Origin of the sequence: Mesorhizobium sp. M0051, from assembly GCF_040323235.1 — a bacterium.
GTDB lineage: Bacteria > Pseudomonadota > Alphaproteobacteria > Rhizobiales > Rhizobiaceae > Mesorhizobium.
On record NZ_JAMYUT010000020.1, the window covers coordinates 54,756 to 74,927 of the forward strand.

Below are 20,172 nucleotides of genomic sequence, written 5' to 3' on the forward strand. Positions count from 1 at the left end.
AGACGCACCATGGCACAGCCTTATGTTGGTGAAATCCGCATGTTTGCCGGTAATTTCGCGCCGGCCGGCTGGTACTTCTGCGAAGGACAGCTGCTGCCGATCTCGGAGAACGAGACTTTGTTCCAATTGATAGGCACCACTTATGGTGGCGACGGCCAGAGTACGTTCGCCTTGCCCGATTTGCGCGGGCGCCTGCCTGTCCATCAGGGCAATGGTCTCATTCTGGCCGAGACCGGTGGCGCCGAGGGGGTTGCGCTGACGGTCTCCCAGATTCCGGCGCATTCGCATCCGCTGCTGGGATCTGTGGCGACAGCAACGTCCCAGCTGCCGGGCAGTTCGGTATTGGCCAATACGCAGGCTCAGACCTACTACAATTTGGCTGACAACGCGTCGCCCATGGCGGCGAATGCCATTGCGGGGGCGGGCGGCAGCCAGCCCCATGATAATTTTCAACCCTATCTCTGCGTCAATTTCATCATTTCACTGTTCGGGATTTTCCCGTCCCAGACTTGAGAGGACGTCATGGCCGATCCATTCGTCGCCGAAATCCGTATCTTCCCGTTCAATTTCGCACCCAAGGGATGGGCCTGGTGCGATGGCCAACTTCTGCCGCTGTCACAGAACACCGCGCTGTTTTCCCTGCTTGGCACCACCTATGGCGGCAACGGCAAGTCCAATTTCGCCTTGCCCGACCTCCAGGGCCGCGCGCCAATGCACCCGGGACAAGGCCCTGGCCTATCCTTGCACGACCTCGGTGAGACCGGCGGCTCGGAAACCACGACATTGCTCGAAAGCGAGATGCCGTCCCATTCGCATACCATGCTGGGATCCGAGGATGATGGTAGCTTCAAGACCCCGCAAGGGAATTTCCTTGCGGCGGGCAACCAGATGTATCTCGGCTCAAACCCCGCCGTGAATGCCCAGCTTGCACCGGAAGCACTCGCGCCGGCCGGCGGCGATCAGCCGCACAACAATTTGATGCCCTATCTGACTTTCTATTTCTGCATCGCGCTGGAAGGCGTTTTCCCACCGAGAACCTGAATTCCGAACCAACAGGGCAGGACCAAGACCATGGCCAAGAAAGCAGAACCAAAGTCGAAAGCCCCCGCCGCGAAGATGCCGGCAGCGCCGAGAGCGGCTTCCAAAGCCAGGGCAGGCGGCGGCCGGCCCAGCGTCCCGCCCGCCTATCAGCACATGCCGGCCGGCGCGGCGTTCTTCGAGCTGTCGCGGCTGATGGTGGTGGGCATCGATTCCGCGGCCGGGCGCCTGATCCAGAAGGCTCAAGATGCGCCGAACGGCGCATGGCCGGCGGCCTGGTCGATCATCGCTCCAGGAGCCTGGGTGATCATGACCGCCGGCCTGACCAAGGACGGTCGGGTGGCGGTGATCGCGCAGCCGTCTGGTACCACCAAGCTGTCCTTCATCACCGAGGACGCAAACCAGATCGGCCCGATCGACAAATGGACCGCGCCGATGGACATCGGCGCGCCGCCCGGCGCCACTTCCTACCAGAAGCTTTCGATGGCCAACGATGCCGATGGTCGCATCGAGGTGTTCCTCACCGACAATCAGGGCCGTATCTGGTGGATCTACCAGAATCCGGACCAGATCGTGCAGGTGCAGAAAACCATCACGCCGCCCGGCTCGACGACGCCGATCGTCGTCACCGTCGACGTGCTCGCGCCGCCCGCCAAGATGTGGAGCGATTGGATCCAACTGACCGGGCAACTGGTAGCGATCACGGCGATCCGCCAGGCCGACGGCCGCATTGCGCTGTTCGGCATCAATTCGGGCCTCCATCTCTATCGCTGCCAGCAGGCGAAGCCGCAGGCACTGAAGGTCGCCGACTGGACGCAATGGGTGCAGATCGACACCGGGCAAACCGGTGGGTTCATCGAAATGGCGCCGGTGGTCGGCCCGCTCGGCGCCACCAATCTGTTCGCCTTGACCCAGAATGGCCAGGTCTTGCACACGCGCCAGAAGCCTGCCGGATCGGACAGCTGGACGCAGTGGGCAACGCCCGGCTACAGCAGGGTGTCCAAATACACACTTGCCGCGGGCATCCAGGGCGACGGCGACATCGTACTGGTCGCATCCGACCAGCAGCTTGTTCACTCATTCAACGCCCAATATGATGCCGTCACCCAGAATTGGTCGGGATGGCGCGACTTCAGCATGTCTTCGCTGCGGACACGGCTCTCGCTCGATTACAATGCCGATGGCCGGCTCGCTTTGTTCAGCCTGCTGCTCATGCCGGACGGTACGAACGGGCTGTGGACGATCTCGCAGATGGGCATCGACAGCTCCGAATGGGAGTATGGCTGGACGACGCTTGCCGACAACAATCTCAAGCAGATTGTCGTGGTTCGCGACCTGACGCCGCCGGTCTGACGGTTGATTTCCGGCAGCGTGACAGAAGCGAAGCAGGCACAGCCCCGTCCAGTCTGGCCCCGGTCTGATAAGGCCGGGCTCGGCTTCCGTGCGGCGACGGCGGCGGATCTGCCGTTCCTGTCGCGGCTCTACGCCTCCACGCGCATGGAAGAACTCGCGGTGACGTCGTGGACCGATAGGCAAAAGACTGCGTTCCTCGACTTGCAGTTCCAGGCGCAGCATGCGCATTACCAAAGACACTATCCCGAGGCCGACTGGCTGGTGGTGGAACGAGCCGGACAGGACATCGGGCGGCTCTATATCGAGCGCTGGCCGAGCCAGCACCGCATCATCGACATTGCGTTCCTGCCGGCGCATCGGCGCAAGGGCTACGGCGCGGCGCTGCTGCGGGATCTCGTCGACGAGGCATGGTTAGCCGGCAAATCAGCCTCGATCCACGTCGAGAAGAACAATCCGGCGAAGCGGCTCTATGTCGAGCTTGGCTTCGCGGTCGTCGAGGACAAGGGCGTCCATGATCTGATGGCCTGTGCGCCGCCGGGTGGTGAGGCAGCTGGTATGTGACCGGAGGAAGCATGCTGGGTTGCAGGATAGTTCTGCCGCGTACTGTCCCGCTGACGTCAACGTTCAGCGCCGCAGCGCAAGCGTCGCCTCAGAAAGCTAGCGACGCCTAATTGAACACCGCCTCGTAAAGCCGCCCCGCAGCATCGGCCGCCACCGGCACGATGAAGATCTCGTGGGTGCCGCTTGTGCCGCTGAAAAGATAGGTCGCCTGCGGCAGGGCGATTTCGCGCGGGCCCCTGAACAGCAGCGAGAAACCGCCGCCCGGGCGCGGGCTGGCGGCGATGGGGTTGACCGCGCTCAGCTCGAGCGGGATCTGCTGGCCCCCGGCTTCGATGGTGAAGATTTGTCCCTGTTCAAAATCCGCTACCGACGCCATGCAAGCCTCAATTTGTCCACTGCCGGCGGCACTGTCGCCGCTTCGCCGCAAGCTGTCCAGAGGTGGGCAGGCGGCCGGGCCGTGCCCGCAAGACAATTCGCCGCCGCAAACCCAAAAATACAGCACCGCCTGTCCTTTTATGCGCGCAAGAGACGCTGTAGTACTTTGTTCGCGCGCGGGATTCTTTTCGATCCAAGATCAGCGCAAACAAGACCGGATCCCGGCTTTGGGACCATTGGCGGCCGGATCGGCTTGCGGGAGACGGACGATGGCGGATGCAAAGACGGAAGTGGCGGGCGATGCGATGCCGCTGTTCTATTCCACGCCGGAGGCGCTCAACCCGGTGCGGCACGGCTCGCTTGGCCTGACCGCGCGCAGCGACTTTTCGTTCGCCCGCTCGGCGCACGCCATTCCGGTGGTGGCGTCGGAAATGCCGGCGGCGATGCGCTCCTACCCGATCGTCTTCATCGGTGCCGCCAAGGCGCCGGTGATCATCACCGGCGTGCGACAGAACGAAAACCTGTTCGTCGATGCCGACGGACGGTGGACCGGGCCGCACTATGTTCCCGCCTATGTCCGCCGCTATCCCTTCATTCTGGCCGACGACCCGAACGCGCCCGGCCGACTCACGCTGTGCGTCGACCGGGCAAGCGAGCGCGTCGTCGACCAGCTCATGGCGCCATTCCGCGACAACAAGATCGCGTCGTTCTTCAGCGGCGCCGAGGCGACCGAGGCGACGAAGCAGGCGCTCGCCTTCTGCGATCAGTTCCAGATCGATTTCAGAGCCACCCGCATCATGATCGACAGGATCGACGCGCATGGCCTGTTCGCGCCGCGCCAGAGCAAAGTGACGCTGGAGGGCGGCGAAGTGCTCAACCTCACCGATTTCCAGGTGATCGACGAGCCGGCCTTCAACAAGCTGAGCGACGAAGCCTTCCTCGACCTCAGAAGGTCAGGCGCGCTCGGCCTGCTCTACTGCCACCTCGCCTCGACCAACAGCTGGACGTCGCTGGTGCACCAGGCATCGCTGCGAACCACGAAATTGCCGCCCGTCAGGCCTTGAGGTGGAGTGTCACCAGCACGAAACATTCCCCACCTTCCTCGAAGCGGGCCGTTACACGCAGCCAGTTGCCGAAATGCGTCAAGCGCGCCATCGCCATGCCGTCGCGTCGGTTGGGCATGCGGAACTCGGTGCCCTCCGGCAACCACCGCATCCCGTCCGGCGAGATTTCGACTCGTGCCATCGGCACGGGACCGCTAGGCTCCTTCAAGGCCCGAACGAAGAAAATCGCCTCGCGCGCCCATCCCGCCTCATAAGGTTCACTGGCGGCCTCACCGCTCCATCGCTCGTTGCGCGCGACAATGGCGGTAATGCTCTCGGGCAGCATCAGAAATCCCCCGAAAGAGGAACGCGCGCTTGGCGACGTCGGTCTCGGCGAACACGCAGAAATTGAGCATGCACCAGAGGTTCTTCATGGCCGGAATGTGAATCGACTCGAAACCAGACAAATCGAAGCTGCGGTCGTTGCAGCGCAGGGCGAGCGCCCGCATCGACTCCAGGTCGAAGTCGAAACACAGATAGGTCCAGTTCACCTTCGTCGGGATCTCATTGTAGCAGAGGCTCTGCGCGCCGCCGGCAATGTCGATCCAGCCCTCCGGCGAGAGATGGTAGTGGCTGATCGTCTTGTTCTCGGTGCCGAGCGGGATAATGCGTTCCGTTTCACGCTTGTATTGCCATTTTTGCAGATGCTGGCCGTCGAGCGCATTGAGGAAGCGCAGATGCGGCATGACCCTGTCATCGCTGTTGTCCCGGTCTCCGCCTTAGAGATCGAACAGGAAGCCGACCGAACGCACTTCCGTTTCCGACAGCTTCAGTTCGGTGGCCTCCGGCTTGAAGGTCGTGGCAGCGCCAGGAGCGGAAGCTTAGCAGGGGTCACGCCAGCGCCCAATTAGCGTTACGAAGCAGACCTTCAGCCTGGAAGCTGGGCCCGGCTTGCCACGTGGCATATCCAGGAAGCGCGTCCCCCTCCTGAACTAGGCACCGTTTTCGGCTCTATGCTATGCTATACCTGCACGACGAGCCCCTTCCTTGATCGCAGCGAGGGCAAGAGGATTGGTGACAGGATAGGTTCGGATGAAGTTCTCGACGGTGAACCTTGGAAACTCGACGGCAATCCGCCTGGCGATCGACTGCGCCTGCGCCGGCTCTTCGAGCAGCGCGTGGCACAGGGCACGGAACATCAGAGTGACGGGAATATCCGGCGGACTTTGGCACAGCGACGACAGACTGTCGGCATAGCGACCGGCGACGAACCGCGCCCGGGCGAGCTGCGCGTAGTACCAACTCGGAGCCTGCGGATTGAGGCGAAGCGCCCGTTCGGCAAGAGCACAGCCTTCTTCCGGGTTTCCACACACGAGAGCTCGGCTTGAGGCAAGCATCGACAGCACATCGGCGTCATTGGGTGCCAGGGCCAGCGCCCGGTCGTATTCCTCTGCGGCCCCGCTGATATCGCCGTCAAGGGCGCGGAGAGCGCCCATGTAAAGGCGCGTCATCGGATCGGTAGGGTCGAGCGCCAAAGCCGTTTCCACGCATTCTCGCCAGCGCTCGACCGAAGCGGCTGAATCTGGCGTGAAGGCATTGAAGGCATCGACCGCATGTGCCAATCCCAACGTCATCCAGGCCCGCGCGAAGCCGGGGTCAAGTTCCACGGCGCGGGACAGCATGCGTATGGCTTCTGCCCTCGCCTCGGTCGTGAATCTGTCGTGCAGTTCCACCCCGAGTAGATAGCAGTGGTAAGCACCCAGGCTCGAGGGAGGCTTCCGCCGAGCCACCTCGCGCCCGAGATTGGCGAGCTTGCCGAAAGTACCTGCCAGGGCATTGATGACGTTCTGTGTGATGCTGTCCTGCATGAGAAAAAAATCATCGGTCGACTCATCGAACCGCGCCGACCAAAGGTTGGCTCCGGTCCGGGTGTCCACCAACTGCACCGCGACGCGGACACGCTGTCCGATCGCCTGGAGGGTGCCTTCCAGCAGATAATCGGCGTTCAGTTCCCGTCCAACCGAGCGTGTGTCGCTCGCCCGTCCCCGATAGGACTGCATGGTCTGGCGCGAAATGACCGCAAGGTCGGGATAGCGCGCCAGGTCGCCGATCATGTCGGCCGACAGGCCGTCTGCCAGCCGCGTCCAGCCGTCGTCGGCGCTCAGGTTTTCGAACGGCAAAACCGCAATTACCGGCGGCTTACTGTCGTCGCCGGAAGAAGGGCCGGGTTTGGCACCGACGATCTTGCCCGCAGTGGCGGGGTCGATCAAGACACGGTACACGCAAACCGGTTCGGCGATACTTTTCATTTTCTGCTCGCCGAGTGAGGCAAAGCCGATCGGCACCTTTCCCCTCACATGGTCGCAGGCGGTGGCGGAAATCGCGATTCCTCCAGGTTCCGCCAGCCCTTGCAGCCGATCGGCGATGTTCACGGCATCGCCGTGGATGTCGTCACCCTCAACGATAACATCGCCCAGATTGATGCCGATGCGGAAATCAAGCCGCCGTTCTGGCCGCGTGAGAACGTTCACCTCCGCCTTCTGTTGCTGGATTTCGACCGCGCAGCGTAGGGCGTCGACCACACTGTGGAACTCGACCAGCATCCCATCTCCCATGGTTTTCACCAGTCGACCATGGTGCGCAGTGATCCTTGGCTCGAATACTTCGTTCAGGTCGGTTCGGAAAAGTGCACGCGTACCCTCGTCGTCGATCTGGCTCAAGCGGCCATAGCCGACAACATCGGCAATCAGGACGGCTGCGAGATGACGTTCCATCCCCCATTCCTTCGCGGATTGTTACCCGCTTTCCAAGCTTACAGCAGGTCGCAGGTTGATGCCATTGCCGCCGCCCCTGAAAGACAGCTTTTCGGGTCTGTGTATCTTGCTGCATGAGAGCCCGAATGTCGGACAGGGTCATGATCTTCGATCACATGGCATGTCCGCTTCCGAGCCAGGATTCCACGCCGTGAATGACCGGTTAGGTGAGTTCACGTCGATTCATGTGAGCGCCTGAATGTCCGCTTCCCACATTCCAAGCGTCGAAGCCACAGGTCCGCTTTGGCTCCGCCAACGGACGGTCCACTTTCCTCTGACGGCCTGGCAGCAGCCCGGTCTGCCCATGGCGATCAACGATGCAGCCCTAGCCGCTGTCGTGCGTTCCCCACGGAGACTGGCACTATTGTCGGGACAGCCCTTATGCTCCGCGCTGTCTACCAGGGGAGATCTTCTGCACGACTGAAGAACCGGCTTTACTCTTAGCGACAAGAAACTTGCACCACATTCGCCAATCGGCCTGTGACATGTGGATTTAGTCGTCGGCGTCGAAGAACTCGATGTCCGCGCCGAGAATCTCGGCGGCGGCACTGGCCTCTGCGGAGCGTCAGCCTTCCTGCTTCGGCCACTTCGAGCGACCGAGGATCGCTTTTCGATTCGCGACAGTGGTAGACTGTACCTGGCAGCAGACTGGTTGGAGAAAGCCCCCACCGTCATGAAACCGATGACCGAAGAGCACCTTGCGATTTTACGCAGGCACATGGTCGAGATGATTGCGATCCATGCCGACCTTGCAAGCGAAGAACTCGGCAAAGCAACGCTCGATGAGCGGGTGATGGCATCGATGCGGCGGGTCCCGCGGCATCTCTTCGTGCCAGCCCCGGTCGCGCCTTATGCCTACCAGGACATGCCGCTGCCGATCGGCTTCGATAAGACCGTCTCGCAGCCCTTCATTGTCGCTCTGATGACCGATCTCCTTGCTCCCCAACCGCACCAGGCTGTGCTCGAGATCGGTACTGGACTGGGCTATCAAACCGCAATCCTCGCGGAACTCGCCGGACAAGTCTGGAGCGTCGAAATCATCGAGGAATTCGCAAGCCATGCCTCGACCCTGCTGCAGGGCCTTGGCTTCTCGAATGTCGCCATTCGTGTCGGAGACGGGTCTCGCGGTTGGCTCGAGCACGCCCCATTCGACAAGATCCTGGTTAGCGTAGCCGCTGAGCGGACGCCGCCGGCTTTGCTGGAGCAGCTCAAGCCAGGGGGACGTCTGGTTCTGCCTTTGGTGTCTGAAGACGTACAGTTTCTGACTGTTATCGACAAGGATGTGGCAGGGCAACTCAAGACTCGGAAGCTCATCCCCGTTCGGTTCAGCCGGCTCGAAACCGTCTAATGAGGACCGCGCAACTGGCGCAAGCGCGCTTTTCCGACCGTCAACCGGATACCAGCCTTTCGCATTTCTTCGCCCGTGGTGAACGCCAAGAAACGATCCGTCTCGGCCAGCGGCGACAGGCAAGTGATCGGGCGCCAGGGTGTGACATGGCGGATCGATTGCAAACTTTCTGGTTACCGGCCCTGTGGCAAAGAACGCTCGACCATTTTCGGAGGGGTGCTTTGCCATTCGCCGGTGACGCTGTGATTGCTGCGCGGCGGAAGCCGAACGCGCTAAAGCGAAATGGTCTACTGATACCGAGTAGGCGTTGAGACACTCGCCAAAACCATTCTCACCTAACCACCTGATATTTATGTTGAAACTGGCGCACCCGACAGGATTCGAACCTGTGACCTCTGCCTTCGGAGGGCAGCGCTCTATCCAGCTGAGCTACGGGTGCTTCCCGGAATCCGGAAAACGTACCAGCCGGTGAACCGGCAAGTCACGGCTTCTTAGCGGAAGCCGCGGCGGGCTTCAACGGGCAAATGGATAGCGGCTGCGGCAAAGGCAAAACCACAGGCTCGAATCGAATGCTGCTCGTTCCAGATGGAGTGGAGGTTGAATTTAGTATCTCCGCTTCCAATAGGTGCGGCTGCCGATGTCAACGCCGTTAGTTCAAAGTTTCCAACCAACCAGTCATCGGAATGGCGTTCGAATGCTTCCCAGACCATCAACCCTGGCCCAAGTGATATCGCGTTGCGCGGGACCTACGCATATCGGCCAAAAAGGAGTGTTGATCCAGTTCTTGCCAGGCATCCAGCCAGCCGTAAAGATATTATCTCCGTCGATCTTCGCATCGAGAGCCGCCCTCACGCCTTCCAATTCCGGCGACGTGAGACCCGTCAAGACAGCTTGATAGCGGCGCCCTCTTTCGCCCCTTTGCAGAACGCCGGCGATAATTTTTTCGGACACAAAATCCAAAATGGGAATCAACGCTGTCCTCCGCCGCGACCTATGCAAAGTGAAGGGCGGACTCAAAGATGCAAGGCCGAGCTGCAAAATCATTTGGTGCTCTATCGGCACTTTGATCGTGAGCCGACCTGCCTTACGGTCGCGACGAAATCACAGTCAGTATTCGAGGAATGAATGATCACAGGTGAACTTCGCTCAAAAATCGACGCCGTGTGGAATGCCTTCTGGGCGGGTGGCATCGCCAAAGCGCGTGCTGTTCCTCGCCGACCGTGTCGCGCTGGTCAACCAGGCCGCCGGCGCGTTCAAGGCACATCTGCCGGATTCAGCGCCGGTCAACCTCGTCACCGAGCGCACCAGCGATGGCCGCGTTTTCCTGTCGACCTATCCGACAATGATGAATCTGATCGATGGCAAGGCCGACGAGAAGCGCAAGTTCGGACCGGGCCATTTCGACCTGATCGTCATCGATGAGGCGCATCGCTCTGTCTACCAACGCTATCGGGCGATCTTCGAATATTTCGACTCTTTCCTCGTCGGATTGACGGCGACCCCCAAGGACGAAATCGACCATAACACCTATTCGCTGTCGACCTTGAGGATGGCATCCCGACCGACGCCTATTCGCTCGACGAGGCGGTGGCCGATGGCCATCTGGTGCCGCCCAAGGCGATTTCCGTGCCGCTGAAGATCGTGCGCTCCGGCCTGCGCTACGACGATCTCAGCGATGAAGAGAAAGACCGCTGGGACATGCTGGAATGGGGCGAAGAGGAGATCCCCGACAGCGTCGATGCCGCGGAGGTCAACAAGCGGCTCTTCAACACCGACACCGTCGATCTCGTCATCGCGCATTTGATGACCAACGGACTCAAGGTCGAAGGTGGTGATCGGCTCGGCAAGACCATCATCTTCGCCAAGAACCAGGCGCATGCGGTGTTCATCGAGGCGCGGTTCAACGCGGCCTATCCGCATGAGAGCGGCGCTTATGCGCAAACGCTGATCGACGATTTTTCGAAGAAAACGAAGGCCCCTCATATCGCCATCTCGGTCGACATGCTCGACACCGGTATCGACGTGCCGGAGGTGGTGAACCTCGTCTTCTTCAAGCAGGTGCGCTCGAAGACGAAATTCTGGCAGATGATGGGGCGCGGCACCCGGCTGTGTCCCGACCTGTTCGCGCCGGGCCAAGACAAGGAGTTCTTCCGCGTCTTCGACTACTGCCAGAACCTTGAATTCTTCGGCGCCAATCCGGAACTCAAGGATGCAAGCACCGCGAAGTCATTGTCGGAACGGCTGTTTGCAGCGCGGCTCGACCTGGTGCGCGCGCTTGACGAAAAGAAGCGCAAGTCCGATGGCCTAGCCGAAGATCCGACACCTTTCAAAGCCTCGACCTATGTCGCCTCGCCGCTGACCGAGGAAGATATCAGAACCGATGCGGTCGAAGTTCTGCGCGACACCCTAGCCGGGCTGAACCCTCGAGAATTTCATCGTGCGTCAGCGTCGTCGCGCGGTGGAAAAATACCAAAGACCGGAAGCCTGGATCGCGATCGACGACGAGAAGCGCAAGGAGCTTGTCGACGAGATTGCGCCTTTACCTTCGGCGAAGCAGTTTGGAACCGAGGAGGCGAAGCGGTTCGACCTGTTGATGTTTTCGCTGCAGCTTGCGCTGCTGAAGGGCTCCAAGCGGTTCGACACGCTGAAGAAGCAACTGCTGGAAATCGCGTCAGCGCTGGAGGACCAGACTGGCATTCCGGCGATCGCTCATCGGGCCGTCCTGATCGAAGAGATCCAGACGGACATCTGGTGGGAGGGTGTCAACGTTCCTTTGCTCGAACTGGTTCGGCTACGGCTGCGCGATCTCGTCCAGCACATCGAGAAGGGTCGGAAAGCGATTGTCTATTCCGACTTTGCCGACGAGATCGGCGATGGTGTTGAAATCGATCTGCCCCAAGTTGGCGAAGCCGACTTCGCTCGCTTCAAGCAGAAAGCACGCCACTTCCTCAAGAGGCACGAGGACCATCTCGTCTTGCACAAGCTGAGGCAGGGAAAGCCGCTGACGGCCATCGATCTGGCCGCGCTGGAAAAGATGCTGCTCGATGCAGGCATTGGTGACGCCGGCGATATCGAACGAGCCCGCGAGACCAGCCGTGGCTTCGGTCGGTTCGTGCGTTCATTGGTAGGGCTCGACCGTGCCGCCGTTTCGGAAGCCTTGGGCGAATTCCTGTCTGCGGGAACAGCTTCCGCCGCCCAGATCGAGTTCGTCGGCATGATCATCGAGCACCTGACCGACCAGGGCACTATGGACCCGAGCTTGCTCTATGAGCCACCCTTTACCGATCTAGCTCCTACGGGGCCGGAGCAAGTATTCGACGAGGACAGAGTTACCAGACTCGTCAGCCGTATCCGTGAGATCAGCGACAGCGCGGTGGCCTAGCCGCTCACTGCGCCGCCTCGCTCTTCACCGCCCTCTTTCTCCGCACCGCCCGCTTCGGCTTCCTGGCACCCGTCAGTTCGTGCATCGCGTCCAGCTGCATCTGCTGCATTTCGGCCAGGCGGGTCCATTGGCGCGAGATGAGGTAGTCGAGTTTTTCGTGCAGATGGCGCACTTCGAGCTCGGCCTTGAGGTTGACGCGGTAGTCGTTGAAGGAGCGCAGGCGGTCCTTGGATTCCTGCCGCCTCTGGCTCATCATGATGATCGGCGCCTGGATGGCGGCAATGCAGGAGAGCAGCAGGTTCAAGAGGATAAAGGGGTAGGGATCAAAGGCGCCCGCCATGCCGGCGAACAGGTTGATGCCGATCCACACCAGAAGCACGCTGGCAAACGAGATCAGGAACCACCAGCTGCCGCCGAAGGAAGCCATGTTGTCGGAGACGCGGTCGGCGAACGTCCGGTGCTCCTCGAACTCTTCCTCCGAGTTTTCGGAAATGGTGTCCTGCCTGGCGATCGATTCGACCACCTGGCGGTCGAGTTCGGAGAATTCGCCGTGTTCCTGCTGGAGCAGCTCCTCCATGTAGCGCATGCGGTAGCGGCCGAGCTCGGCGCGGGTGATGCGGGCGCCGGCCGGCAGGTCCGGATGATCGGATCGAATGCGGTCGGCGAGGCTCGGGCGCAGCGTGTCGATGCGCACCAGATCGCGCTTGCGGAATTTGCGGCCTGATATCGCCGATGGTTTTTTCTTCGGCTTGCCGCGGTGGGCGCCCGGAACGGACGGCTCCGAATCTGGCACGTCGGGCGTTTCGAGGTGCTCGTCCGAAGTCTGGTCGGCCTCGAGCTCCCCTGTGGTCGGCGCCTCGAAATATTCGCCGCCGCTGTCGTTCTGATTGTCTGGCGGCTGCTCGGGCGTTTTCGGGACGGTGCTCATGGTGGGGGCTCCTGCTGCGGTGCTGGGCGGGACGATAAACAGAGGTGGCGGCGCATAGCCAGCGCGGGGCACGGATTTCGCGGGCCGGACAAGTGGTTTTGATCGATCGGAGGGGGTCGGTGTGGCTGGCTGCGGCCCGCTCTTCGCGGCCTCAGGGCGGGTGGGGACATTCGAGATTGGCCGAAGCCTCACCAACTTCGTCATCCACGGGCGAAGCGGACGCGTAGACCCGTGGATGACGAAGCGATGAGGGTTTGCGCTGATCGCCTACCTTGCTCGAACGGCATTGCGAACCAGGGCGTACATGGCTGCGGGAGGGTGACGGCAACAAAAAACCGCCTTGCGGCGGGTCACTGGCGCGACTCAGCACCATGCTTGGATATGTAGCATAGTTGCCCTCACCGGGCAATGCGCCACGCGCAGCCGAGCAGGGCCAAATCATGAATCGTTAACCTGCAAGGACGGCTTGTCGGTAGGTCGGGTTCATGAGGGCTTTGAGGCGCTTACGCTTGAGCGAGGTCTTTGAAGGCTCGCGTCGGAGCATGTTGAGCACCGCGCGGCGGATCATGGCGAGGTTGCGCGCCGAATGGTCTTTACGGACGCGGCACTCGTCTTCGCGGAACGCCACGTCCAAGACCCAATGCAGATTGTTCTCCACGCTCCAGTGGGCGCGCACGGCGGCGGCGAGGCGGACGGGGTCGGGCGGCAGCGAGGAGATGAAGAGCCGCGTCTCGATCGAGACCGCGCCGGTCTTCTTGATCGTGCGACGCGTTGTGACGGCGAGAAAGCTCGCAAGCCCCTTCCAATCGGGATGACGCTCGGCGAGCCAGGCGGCATCGGCGGCGCGGATCGTGCGCTCCTCGATCCGGCCGTGGCCGGCTTGCGGCTCTTCTTCATGACACGAACAAGCGGCCGCAAGCACGGGATCGTCGAAGAACAGCGCGACATCCTCCTCGAGAGTTCCCTGATTGCCTTTGAGCGCCAGGACATAATCGGCCTTCTTGGAGACGATTTTGGCGGCGATCTGCCTTTGCGTTCCCATCGCGTCGATGGTGACGATCGCGCCTTCGAGGGCGAGCATGTCGAGAAGCTCGGGAATGGCGGTGATCTCGTTGCTCTTGGTGTCCACCGCCCGCATAGCCAGCACGAGGCCCGCCTCGTGCGCCCAGGCCTGAACGAGATGCAACGCGCCTGTCCCGTCGGCGTCCTGCTTGGAGCCGCGCACGGTCTTGCCGTCGATGGCGACGACGCCGCCGATGCGCCCGGCGAGGCTCTTCACCCAGGCGGCGAACGCCGTCTCCAACTGTCGCGGATCGAGCCGTGCCAGCGTCCGCTTTAAGGTCTGCGCCGGCGCAACCCCATGCGCGAACGGCAAGATGCGCCGGAGCCAGTCGAGCAGTTCGACGCCCACGTCCTCGATCTCGTCGAAATCCTCCGCTCGGCACAACAGGCCCACCAGCACCGTAAGCAGGATCTCGTCGAGCCGATAGACCACCATTCCGGGCACGCGAGGGTCTTCAATGTCGTCAATATGATCGAGAAAGCTTGCGTCCATCGCCGGTCTCCTTCCCGGCCAACAGAATCCCGCTTGGTTACCAGAGCGTTAACGATTCATGATTCCGCCTTGCGCAGCCGAGCGCGATGCTTGCTACCGGCAGCTCGCCCTTCGCAGGCTCCCTGCCCTTCGGGCGTTCAGCCCCTTCAAAAGGTCCACTGGACCTTTCGATCCGCCCGAAGGCGGACCGGGGCTTCACCGGTCGTCGTTCAAAAAGCCAAGCAATTGGCTTTTTGTCCGCTGCGCGTACCACTCCTCACTGCTTGGCGAACATCAGCCTGGTCTTGGTGTCGGCCATCGCGGGCGACAGACTGCGCTGGATCAGCGCTTCGACATGGTCGTTGCGCTGGCGGGCGCTGTCGGCGCCCATCACCACCACGATCAGATTGCGGCCGTCGGCATTGTAGGAGGTGACGATGTTGAAGCCCGAGGCCCTAATGTAGCCGGTCTTGATGCCGTCGACGCCGTGCACGCGACCGAGCATGTCGTTATGGCCGCGCACCAACCTGCCGCGGAACATGAAGTCGCTTTCGGAAAAGTAGTGGAACTGCTGTGGAAACCGCCGATGCAACGCCATGCCGAGCACCGCCATGTCGCGCGCGGTCGTCATCTGGCCATCGTCGGGCAGGCCGGACGCGTTGCGGAACGAGGTGCTGGTCATGCCGAGCTGGCGCGCCTTGGATGTCATCATGGCGGCGAATTGATCCTCCGAGCCGCCGAGATATTCGCCGACCGCCACCGCCACGTCATTGGCCGATTTGACGACGATGGCGCGGATCGCGGAATCGACGTCGATGCTCTCGCCGCGCCGGAAGCGCATCTTGGTCGGCGGCTGCGAGGCGGCATGGTCCGAAACCGGGATCTGCGTTTCCTTGGTGAGGCGGCCGGCATCCAGCGCCTCGAACAGCAGGTACAGCGTCATCATCTTGGTCAGCGAGGCCGGATAGCGCTGCGCCGTCGAGTTGACCTCGAACAGCTGCTTGCCGGTCCCGGCGTCGACGACGATGGCGGCATATTTCTGCGGCGGCGCCGGTACCGCCAATACGGCGTCCGGCGGCGTCACGGTCGTGCAGCCGGCAAACAGCAGCAACAGGCCAAGGACCGCAAAAACGCGCTGGATGAGCGGAAGGGGACGCAGGTGGGGCAAGGGCAAGTCTGTTCGGTCAAGCTGTTGCTGAGATAAGGCGAAGCTAACGTAACGCGTCAGCTGCGTCCATTTGGTTAATGGAGGTTAGCCCCAGGATTGTCGAGGCCGCGCAGGACCTGGTTCCTCCGAAAAGCGCCCCGAAACGGCCTGTTTCCCGTGTCTTTCCTTGCCAAAACCACGTTTCCTGTGGGAAGTCGCGGTATCTGGCGGCTTGGGGGCTTGGCATGATTGACATCGGGGCCGGGGGCGCGGCGCCCTCGCTTATCAGGGCATCGCTCAGCCGCACCGGCAAATGGGCCGGCAGCGTCGCCTTTATCGGAGGTGCGGCTTCCGATATCCTCAATCCGCTGGCGCCGTTCGCCGCCTATATCGCGCTGGCCGCCTCGGTGGCTGCCGTCATCATCGCCATTGCCATCGTGCTCAGGCTGGTGCTGGCGGCCAAGGCGCTGCCGGCCTTGATCTTCGCCACAAGTGCTGCCGCCGTCGCCGGCGGCGTCTACGGCCTGCAACAGCAGACCAACGCCCAGAACGGGGTGATCGCCAGCCTGGTGCCAGCCATCGCCGGGCTGCAGCAGTCGCTGGGCATCGTTTCGGCCAAGGTGGCCAAGATCGAGCAGACGGTCACGCAGACGCAGAAGACGGTCGAAGCGGTCAAACAGTCGACCGACACGGTGGTGAAGAAGACCGACGAGATCGCCAACGCCCAGCAGCAGCAGACGCAGCAGACCGCGCAGGTGCAGAAGACCACCGAAGAGGTGAAGAAGCAGACCGAGACGCTGGCCGCCGGCCAGGCGCAGCAACAGGCCCAGACCGAGAAGCTGCAGGCGACGATGCAGCAGATCGCCGCCTCGATCGACACCATCGCCAAGGGCTTTGCCGCCCTTGCCGCGCAAGGCGGGGCGATCGCCGAGCCGAAGCGGCCGGACGAGTTCTACCACAATGCCCGCGTCTACGAGCTTTCGGGCGACATGCTCAACGCGCGGCGCTCGTATCTCGCCTTTGCCGGTTTCGATGTCGATGCCATCGACCCCTACACGCGCTTTGCCACGCTGCTTCGGGTCCAGGACGGCAAGGCCGGCGCCCGCGAGGTGTTCGGCGCGCTTGCCGACAAGGGCAAGGCGCTGTCGATCAAGCTGGTGCATATATTGCAATTCGACGACGCCCAGCGCCTCGAGAAGCTCAACGCTTTCATCGCGGCCAATGCGGATTTCGCGCCGGCCTATTTCCTGTTGGCGCAGGAGTTCTCGGAAGACCGTCTCGGCGCCCAGACGCTGGCCGACAAGCGCAACGAGGCCAAGGCGCTGACCAAATTCGTTTCCTAGGAAAAGGATGGCGGGCTGCTCAAATATTTCGTCGACCAGACGCAGTTGGCCGACTGGCTGGACCGCAGCCGCAGCCGGCTGGCAGCCCTCGGCGACGTGCTCGACCCAGCCCGCTTCGTGCCTTCGCTGACGCCGATGCGCTCCAACCAGGGCTGGTCGATGACCATCTCGCTGCCGGAGCCGGCGACCGCCATCTCCTGGCGCATGGGCGACAGCGGTCCGTTCACCGACACCGGTTTTCTGGCGATGAACGACCAGACCACCGGCAAGCCGATGGCCAATCCGAGCTTCGAGATGCCCGACAGCACCGCGGCCGGGATTATCGCGATCAAATATCTCGACATCAGGGGCCGCGAAACTGGCCCGTTCGACATCCGTTTCGATCCTGAGACAGCACTCCAGCAAGGCAACAAGCAGATCCTCGACCAGTTCTGGACGTCGTGGATCGCCTTCGATGCCGGCGGCAACCACGGCCTGGTCTATTTCACGCAGATGCTGTCCTACCGCTGCGCCATCAAGGAGGTGCACTACAGCCTGAACGGTGCCGCGCTCGACAAGTCGCTCGAGATACCGCCTTGCGACAAGAAGGACCCTTACGCCATCCCTTACGATGCCAAGGGTTATTTCAAGGTCGCCGACAGCGTGAAATCGATGTCGGTGCAGGTCACCTACACCGACGACACCAAGTCGCCGGTGCGGGAGTACAAGCGGCAGTAGAGGGGGCGGTGCCATTCCCCTCTCCGTCTCGGCTTCGCCGAGCCACCTCTCCCCACTTTCGTGGGGCGAGGAACCGCCAACTTCGAAAGGCCAGTCTTGCAGAACTTGGGTTCCTCGCCCCCGCAAAGCGGGGGAGAGGTGCCTCGCGCAGCGAGGCGGAGCGGGGGCAGCGCCGACGTTCGGCGATCAGTCGCCACCCTCCTTTTGATACGAAATGCCCGACATCATCCTTGCGCAACCGGCGCCGAAGGGTTCTGGTTGCGCATTCAGAATCGGTGAGAGCGCAATGACTGTCAGCACCATCAAGGCCAGGGATATTTCGGTTTCTCTCGACCTCACCGTCGGCCACATCGCCGACATGGTCGTCGAGGGCGGCGGGCGGCAATTAAGGCCGCTGCACCGCGCACCTTGGGTCGACGCGGGCGAGACGCTGCCGGATGATCTGCCTGAAGGCACCGTCCGGCTGTCCGGCGATTTTCTCTGCGCGCCGTTTTCACGCAGCGATGTCGAGGAGGCGCCGCTGCATGGCTGGCCGGCCAACAGCGCCTGGGACGTCGTCGAGAGTGCCGCGACGGAAGATGGCTGGCGTGCGGTCTACCGCTTGCGGCACAAGGTGATGGGCGCTTTAGTCGACAAGATCCTGACGCTGCGCGACGGCCATCCCTTCCTCTACCAGGAGCATGTGTTTTCCGGCGGTCATGGCGCGATCTCGGTCGCCCATCACCCGATGACGGCGATGACGGGCGGCGGCAGGCTGGCCTTTTCGCCAAAGCTGTTCGCCGCGACGCCGGACGATCCGCTGGAGCCGGATCCGGCGCGCGGCCGCTTCATGCTGGCTTACCCCGGTCGGTCCGCCGATCTCGGGCATTTTCCCGCCGCCGGCGGCGGCACGCTCGACCTGACGGAATATCGCATGGGCGACCGCCGCGAGGATTTCCTGACGCTGGTCGAGGCCGATCATGGCGGGCCGGGCTGGACCGCCCTGGCGCGTGAGGCCGAACAGGACCTGGTGCTGGTGCTGAAGAACCCCTCCGAGCTGCCGATCACCATGCTGTGGTTCAGCAATGGCGGACGCGACTACGCGCCCTGGAGCGGCCGCCACCGCGGCGTGCTCGGCATCGAGGATGGCCGAACGGCGATAGGCCATGCTGCCTCGATCGCCGACAACTGGCTGACGCGCGAAGGCGTGGCGACCGCCTTTGCGCTTGGCGAAGGCCGCAGCGTTTCCTTTCGCCATGTGATCGGCGCCATGCCGCTGTCCGGCGGCGGGCCGCCGCAGGAGGTCACGACTAAGGATGGCCGAATGCGGCTGGCAACCGGCAGCTCGGCCTGGGAGGTTCCCTTCGACAGCGACTTCCTGCGCATAGGGCGAACGGCGGCAGCTTGATCGGATGGCTTCCTGTTTGTTCTCAAGGAACGTTGGCGCGCAAATTCCGGTTTGAAATTTCCGCTTGCTGCCGACAAGATGCCGCGATTGTGGTTATCCTGGCGATCATGCAGGCCAGAGAGAGGCTCCAATGTCCGAAATCGCCCATCTCGCCGCCACCATCTTCAAGCGTGCCGGCAAGGCAAGCCGCTTCATCGTCGCCATTGCCGGGCCGCCTGGCGCCGGCAAGTCGACGCTGTCGGCGAGGCTGCGTGAGCTGTTGCCCGAAGGCACTTCGGAGGTCGTGCCGATGGACGGCTTCCACTATGACGACGCCGTGCTCGAGCAGCGCGGCCTGCGCGCGCGAAAGGGTGCGCCGGAAACCTTTGACTTTGCCGGTTTTGAGGCCCTGCTGAAGCGCATCCGGGCCGGCGAACCCGATATCGCCATACCGGTCTTCGACCGGAGCCTTGAACTGTCGCGCGCCGCCGCCTCGATCGTCGCCACCGAGACCAAGTTCATCCTGGTCGAGGGCAATTACCTGCTGCTCGACGAGGAACCGTGGTCGCGGCTGGCGCCGCTGTTCGATTTCTCGATCTTCGTCGACGTGCCGCGTGACGAGCTCGAGCGCCGCCTGCTGGAGCGCTGGCATGGGCACGGCCGCTCCGATGAGGATGCGCGCGCCTGGATCGCTTCAAACGACATGCCCAACATCGACCGGGTTATCGCTCGCCGCCGCGCTGCCGACCTAGTGATCGGCCTTTCCGCTTGATTCTACGGATTGCGCAAGGGGAACCTTAAGACTTTCAGGCCGTTATCGCGGACAAGGCAATTCTGCCAAGAAGGGAGTCCGTCCGATGGCACAGAAGGCAAGAAAGCCCGCGCCCTCCAAGGGCAAGGCAACCCAATCCAAGGCAGGCGCCGGCCCGGCAACCACGGCGCGTTCCAAGGATACCAAGCCGGCCTTCGGCAAGGCAGCGCCGAAGAAAGTGGTGCCGGCGGCCGCGAAAGCCGCGCCGAAAACCGCAAAGCCCAAGAAACCAGCAGGCGCTGACGGTTCTATTTCGAGCAGCGCATTGCGTACGGTCAAGGCTGCGGCCAATGTGGCTGCAGGCGCCGTCGTCGCCGCCGCCAGGAGTACTGCATCGCTTGCAGCATCCGTGGTGGGCAAGGGCGATTCGAAAGCCAAGGCGAAGTAGAGCCTTCTCAAAGCTCGCAGGTTTG

21 protein-coding genes, 1 tRNA gene and 1 pseudogene are annotated in these 20,172 nt (G+C 62.3%); 14 read left to right on the top strand and 9 right to left on the bottom strand.

The window, feature by feature from the left end; translation table 11 throughout:
• The first annotated feature begins 9 nt into the window (after positions 1 to 9).
• Genes NKJ90_RS20570 through NKJ90_RS20585 form a run of 4 tightly spaced genes read left to right on the top strand, consistent with a single transcriptional unit; the run spans position 10 to position 2,952 of the window.
• Entirely contained in the window at positions 10 to 513 is a 504-nt protein-coding gene (locus NKJ90_RS20570) for a phage tail protein (protein WP_023761875.1), read from the top strand.
• Positions 514 to 522: 9 nt separating this feature from the next.
• Positions 523 to 1,041 (top strand): phage tail protein, encoded by a 519-nt coding sequence (locus NKJ90_RS20575; protein ID WP_023761874.1) that lies wholly within the window; start codon positions 523 to 525, stop codon positions 1,039 to 1,041.
• A gap of 30 nt (positions 1,042 to 1,071) precedes the next feature.
• Positions 1,072 to 2,391, top strand: coding sequence for a DUF8189 domain-containing protein (locus NKJ90_RS20580; RefSeq protein ID WP_023761873.1), 1,320 nt, complete (start codon positions 1,072 to 1,074; stop codon positions 2,389 to 2,391).
• Positions 2,392 to 2,409: 18 nt separating this feature from the next.
• Positions 2,410 to 2,952: a GNAT family N-acetyltransferase gene (locus NKJ90_RS20585; protein ID WP_245266819.1), complete on the top strand. Its 543-nt coding sequence runs from the start codon at positions 2,410 to 2,412 to the stop codon at positions 2,950 to 2,952.
• Positions 2,953 to 3,058: 106 nt separating this feature from the next.
• On the opposite strand, the gene NKJ90_RS20590 is transcribed toward NKJ90_RS20585, so the two are convergent.
• Entirely contained in the window at positions 3,059 to 3,328 is a 270-nt protein-coding gene (locus NKJ90_RS20590; protein ID WP_023761871.1) for a DUF6916 family protein, read from the bottom strand.
• 268 nt (positions 3,329 to 3,596) lie between these two features.
• Between NKJ90_RS20590 and NKJ90_RS20595 the strand changes: the two genes are divergently transcribed.
• A complete protein-coding gene (locus NKJ90_RS20595; protein WP_023761870.1) occupies positions 3,597 to 4,391 on the top strand; it encodes a SapC family protein in 795 nt (264 codons plus the stop codon).
• Here NKJ90_RS20595 and NKJ90_RS20600 read toward each other — a convergent pair.
• The 3 genes and pseudogenes from NKJ90_RS20600 to NKJ90_RS20610 all read right to left on the bottom strand — a co-directional run bounded on the left by NKJ90_RS20600 (position 4,381) and on the right by NKJ90_RS20610 (position 7,144).
• On the bottom strand, positions 4,381 to 4,716 hold the full coding sequence (locus tag NKJ90_RS20600) for a hypothetical protein (RefSeq protein WP_031260931.1): 336 nt from the start codon (positions 4,714 to 4,716) through the stop codon (positions 4,381 to 4,383). The genes NKJ90_RS20595 and NKJ90_RS20600 overlap by 11 nt on opposite strands.
• Positions 4,661 to 5,119 (bottom strand): annotated as a pseudogene (locus NKJ90_RS20605) (DUF6772 family protein); the annotation flags it as partial. The pseudogene NKJ90_RS20605 and the gene NKJ90_RS20600, both read right to left, overlap by 56 nt.
• A gap of 267 nt (positions 5,120 to 5,386) precedes the next feature.
• On the bottom strand, positions 5,387 to 7,144 hold the full coding sequence (locus NKJ90_RS20610) for an adenylate/guanylate cyclase domain-containing protein (RefSeq protein WP_023761867.1): 1,758 nt from the start codon (positions 7,142 to 7,144) through the stop codon (positions 5,387 to 5,389).
• Between the two features lie 712 nt (positions 7,145 to 7,856).
• On the opposite strand from NKJ90_RS20610, the gene NKJ90_RS20615 reads away from it, so the two are divergent.
• Positions 7,857 to 8,531 carry a protein-L-isoaspartate(D-aspartate) O-methyltransferase gene (locus tag NKJ90_RS20615; protein WP_352486671.1) on the top strand — a complete coding sequence of 225 codons (675 nt, stop codon included), beginning with the start codon at positions 7,857 to 7,859 and terminating at the stop codon, positions 8,529 to 8,531.
• A 362-nt stretch (positions 8,532 to 8,893) separates the two neighbouring features.
• On the opposite strand, the gene NKJ90_RS20620 is transcribed toward NKJ90_RS20615, so the two are convergent.
• A tRNA-Arg gene (locus tag NKJ90_RS20620) sits at positions 8,894 to 8,970 on the bottom strand.
• Positions 8,971 to 9,022: 52 nt separating this feature from the next.
• A complete protein-coding gene (locus NKJ90_RS20625) occupies positions 9,023 to 9,241 on the bottom strand; it encodes a hypothetical protein (RefSeq protein ID WP_352486672.1) in 219 nt (72 codons plus the stop codon).
• Positions 9,242 to 9,714: 473 nt separating this feature from the next.
• On the opposite strand from NKJ90_RS20625, the gene NKJ90_RS20630 reads away from it, so the two are divergent.
• The 3 genes from NKJ90_RS20630 (at position 9,715) to NKJ90_RS20640 (ending at position 11,913) form a co-directional block, all read left to right on the top strand.
• A complete protein-coding gene (locus NKJ90_RS20630) occupies positions 9,715 to 10,167 on the top strand; it encodes a DEAD/DEAH box helicase family protein (protein WP_023760225.1) in 453 nt (150 codons plus the stop codon).
• Positions 10,158 to 11,414 carry a helicase-related protein gene (locus NKJ90_RS20635; RefSeq protein WP_352486673.1) on the top strand — a complete coding sequence of 419 codons (1,257 nt, stop codon included), beginning with the start codon at positions 10,158 to 10,160 and terminating at the stop codon, positions 11,412 to 11,414. Before NKJ90_RS20630 ends, NKJ90_RS20635 begins: the two co-directional genes overlap by 10 nt.
• A gap of 91 nt (positions 11,415 to 11,505) precedes the next feature.
• Positions 11,506 to 11,913 (top strand): type I restriction-modification enzyme R subunit C-terminal domain-containing protein, encoded by a 408-nt coding sequence (locus tag NKJ90_RS20640; protein ID WP_352486674.1) that lies wholly within the window; start codon positions 11,506 to 11,508, stop codon positions 11,911 to 11,913.
• A gap of 4 nt (positions 11,914 to 11,917) precedes the next feature.
• Here NKJ90_RS20640 and NKJ90_RS20645 read toward each other — a convergent pair whose 3' ends face one another.
• From NKJ90_RS20645 to NKJ90_RS20655, 3 genes are all read right to left on the bottom strand, one after another.
• On the bottom strand, positions 11,918 to 12,841 hold the full coding sequence (locus NKJ90_RS20645) for a DUF1003 domain-containing protein (protein WP_023760228.1): 924 nt from the start codon (positions 12,839 to 12,841) through the stop codon (positions 11,918 to 11,920).
• A 448-nt stretch (positions 12,842 to 13,289) separates the two neighbouring features.
• Positions 13,290 to 14,396, bottom strand: a complete 1,107-nt coding sequence (locus NKJ90_RS20650) for an ISAs1 family transposase (protein WP_352486675.1) — start codon at positions 14,394 to 14,396, stop codon at positions 13,290 to 13,292.
• 256 nt (positions 14,397 to 14,652) lie between these two features.
• Positions 14,653 to 15,543: a D-alanyl-D-alanine carboxypeptidase family protein gene (locus NKJ90_RS20655; RefSeq protein ID WP_023760230.1), complete on the bottom strand. Its 891-nt coding sequence runs from the start codon at positions 15,541 to 15,543 to the stop codon at positions 14,653 to 14,655.
• A 224-nt stretch (positions 15,544 to 15,767) separates the two neighbouring features.
• Between NKJ90_RS20655 and NKJ90_RS20660 the strand changes: the two genes are divergently transcribed.
• The 5 genes from NKJ90_RS20660 (at position 15,768) to NKJ90_RS20680 (ending at position 20,147) form a co-directional block, all read left to right on the top strand.
• Positions 15,768 to 16,865 carry a hypothetical protein gene (locus tag NKJ90_RS20660; RefSeq protein ID WP_352486677.1) on the top strand — a complete coding sequence of 366 codons (1,098 nt, stop codon included), beginning with the start codon at positions 15,768 to 15,770 and terminating at the stop codon, positions 16,863 to 16,865.
• A 45-nt stretch (positions 16,866 to 16,910) separates the two neighbouring features.
• Positions 16,911 to 17,582: a hypothetical protein gene (locus tag NKJ90_RS20665; protein ID WP_245266696.1), complete on the top strand. Its 672-nt coding sequence runs from the start codon at positions 16,911 to 16,913 to the stop codon at positions 17,580 to 17,582.
• 286 nt (positions 17,583 to 17,868) lie between these two features.
• Complete coding sequence (locus tag NKJ90_RS20670; RefSeq protein WP_023760231.1) at positions 17,869 to 18,969, top strand: hypothetical protein; 1,101 nt, start codon at positions 17,869 to 17,871, stop codon at positions 18,967 to 18,969.
• A gap of 130 nt (positions 18,970 to 19,099) precedes the next feature.
• Entirely contained in the window at positions 19,100 to 19,720 is a 621-nt protein-coding gene (locus tag NKJ90_RS20675; RefSeq protein ID WP_023760232.1) for a nucleoside triphosphate hydrolase, read from the top strand.
• 85 nt (positions 19,721 to 19,805) lie between these two features.
• Complete coding sequence (locus tag NKJ90_RS20680) at positions 19,806 to 20,147, top strand: hypothetical protein (RefSeq protein WP_023760233.1); 342 nt, start codon at positions 19,806 to 19,808, stop codon at positions 20,145 to 20,147.
• Positions 20,148 to 20,172: the final 25 nt, after the last annotated feature.

Coding starts and splice junctions, on each gene's coding strand:
- NKJ90_RS20570 (WP_023761875.1), top strand. CDS start 10: ATGGCACAGCCTTATGTTGGTGAAATCCGCATGTTTGCCGGTAATTTC.
- NKJ90_RS20575 (WP_023761874.1), top strand. CDS start 523: ATGGCCGATCCATTCGTCGCCGAAATCCGTATCTTCCCGTTCAATTTC.
- NKJ90_RS20580 (WP_023761873.1), top strand. CDS start 1,072: ATGGCCAAGAAAGCAGAACCAAAGTCGAAAGCCCCCGCCGCGAAGATG.
- NKJ90_RS20590 (WP_023761871.1), bottom strand. CDS start 3,328: ATGGCGTCGGTAGCGGATTTTGAACAGGGACAAATCTTCACCATCGAA.
- NKJ90_RS20595 (WP_023761870.1), top strand. CDS start 3,597: ATGGCGGATGCAAAGACGGAAGTGGCGGGCGATGCGATGCCGCTGTTC.
- NKJ90_RS20600 (WP_031260931.1), bottom strand. CDS start 4,716: ATGCTGCCCGAGAGCATTACCGCCATTGTCGCGCGCAACGAGCGATGG.
- NKJ90_RS20610 (WP_023761867.1), bottom strand. CDS start 7,144: ATGGAACGTCATCTCGCAGCCGTCCTGATTGCCGATGTTGTCGGCTAT.
- NKJ90_RS20615 (WP_352486671.1), top strand. CDS start 7,857: ATGAAACCGATGACCGAAGAGCACCTTGCGATTTTACGCAGGCACATG.
- NKJ90_RS20625 (WP_352486672.1), bottom strand. CDS start 9,241: ATGGTCTGGGAAGCATTCGAACGCCATTCCGATGACTGGTTGGTTGGA.
- NKJ90_RS20645 (WP_023760228.1), bottom strand. CDS start 12,841: ATGAGCACCGTCCCGAAAACGCCCGAGCAGCCGCCAGACAATCAGAAC.
- NKJ90_RS20650 (WP_352486675.1), bottom strand. CDS start 14,396: ATGGACGCAAGCTTTCTCGATCATATTGACGACATTGAAGACCCTCGC.
- NKJ90_RS20660 (WP_352486677.1), top strand. CDS start 15,768: ATGATTGACATCGGGGCCGGGGGCGCGGCGCCCTCGCTTATCAGGGCA.
- NKJ90_RS20670 (WP_023760231.1), top strand. CDS start 17,869: ATGACTGTCAGCACCATCAAGGCCAGGGATATTTCGGTTTCTCTCGAC.
- NKJ90_RS20675 (WP_023760232.1), top strand. CDS start 19,100: ATGTCCGAAATCGCCCATCTCGCCGCCACCATCTTCAAGCGTGCCGGC.
- NKJ90_RS20680 (WP_023760233.1), top strand. CDS start 19,806: ATGGCACAGAAGGCAAGAAAGCCCGCGCCCTCCAAGGGCAAGGCAACC.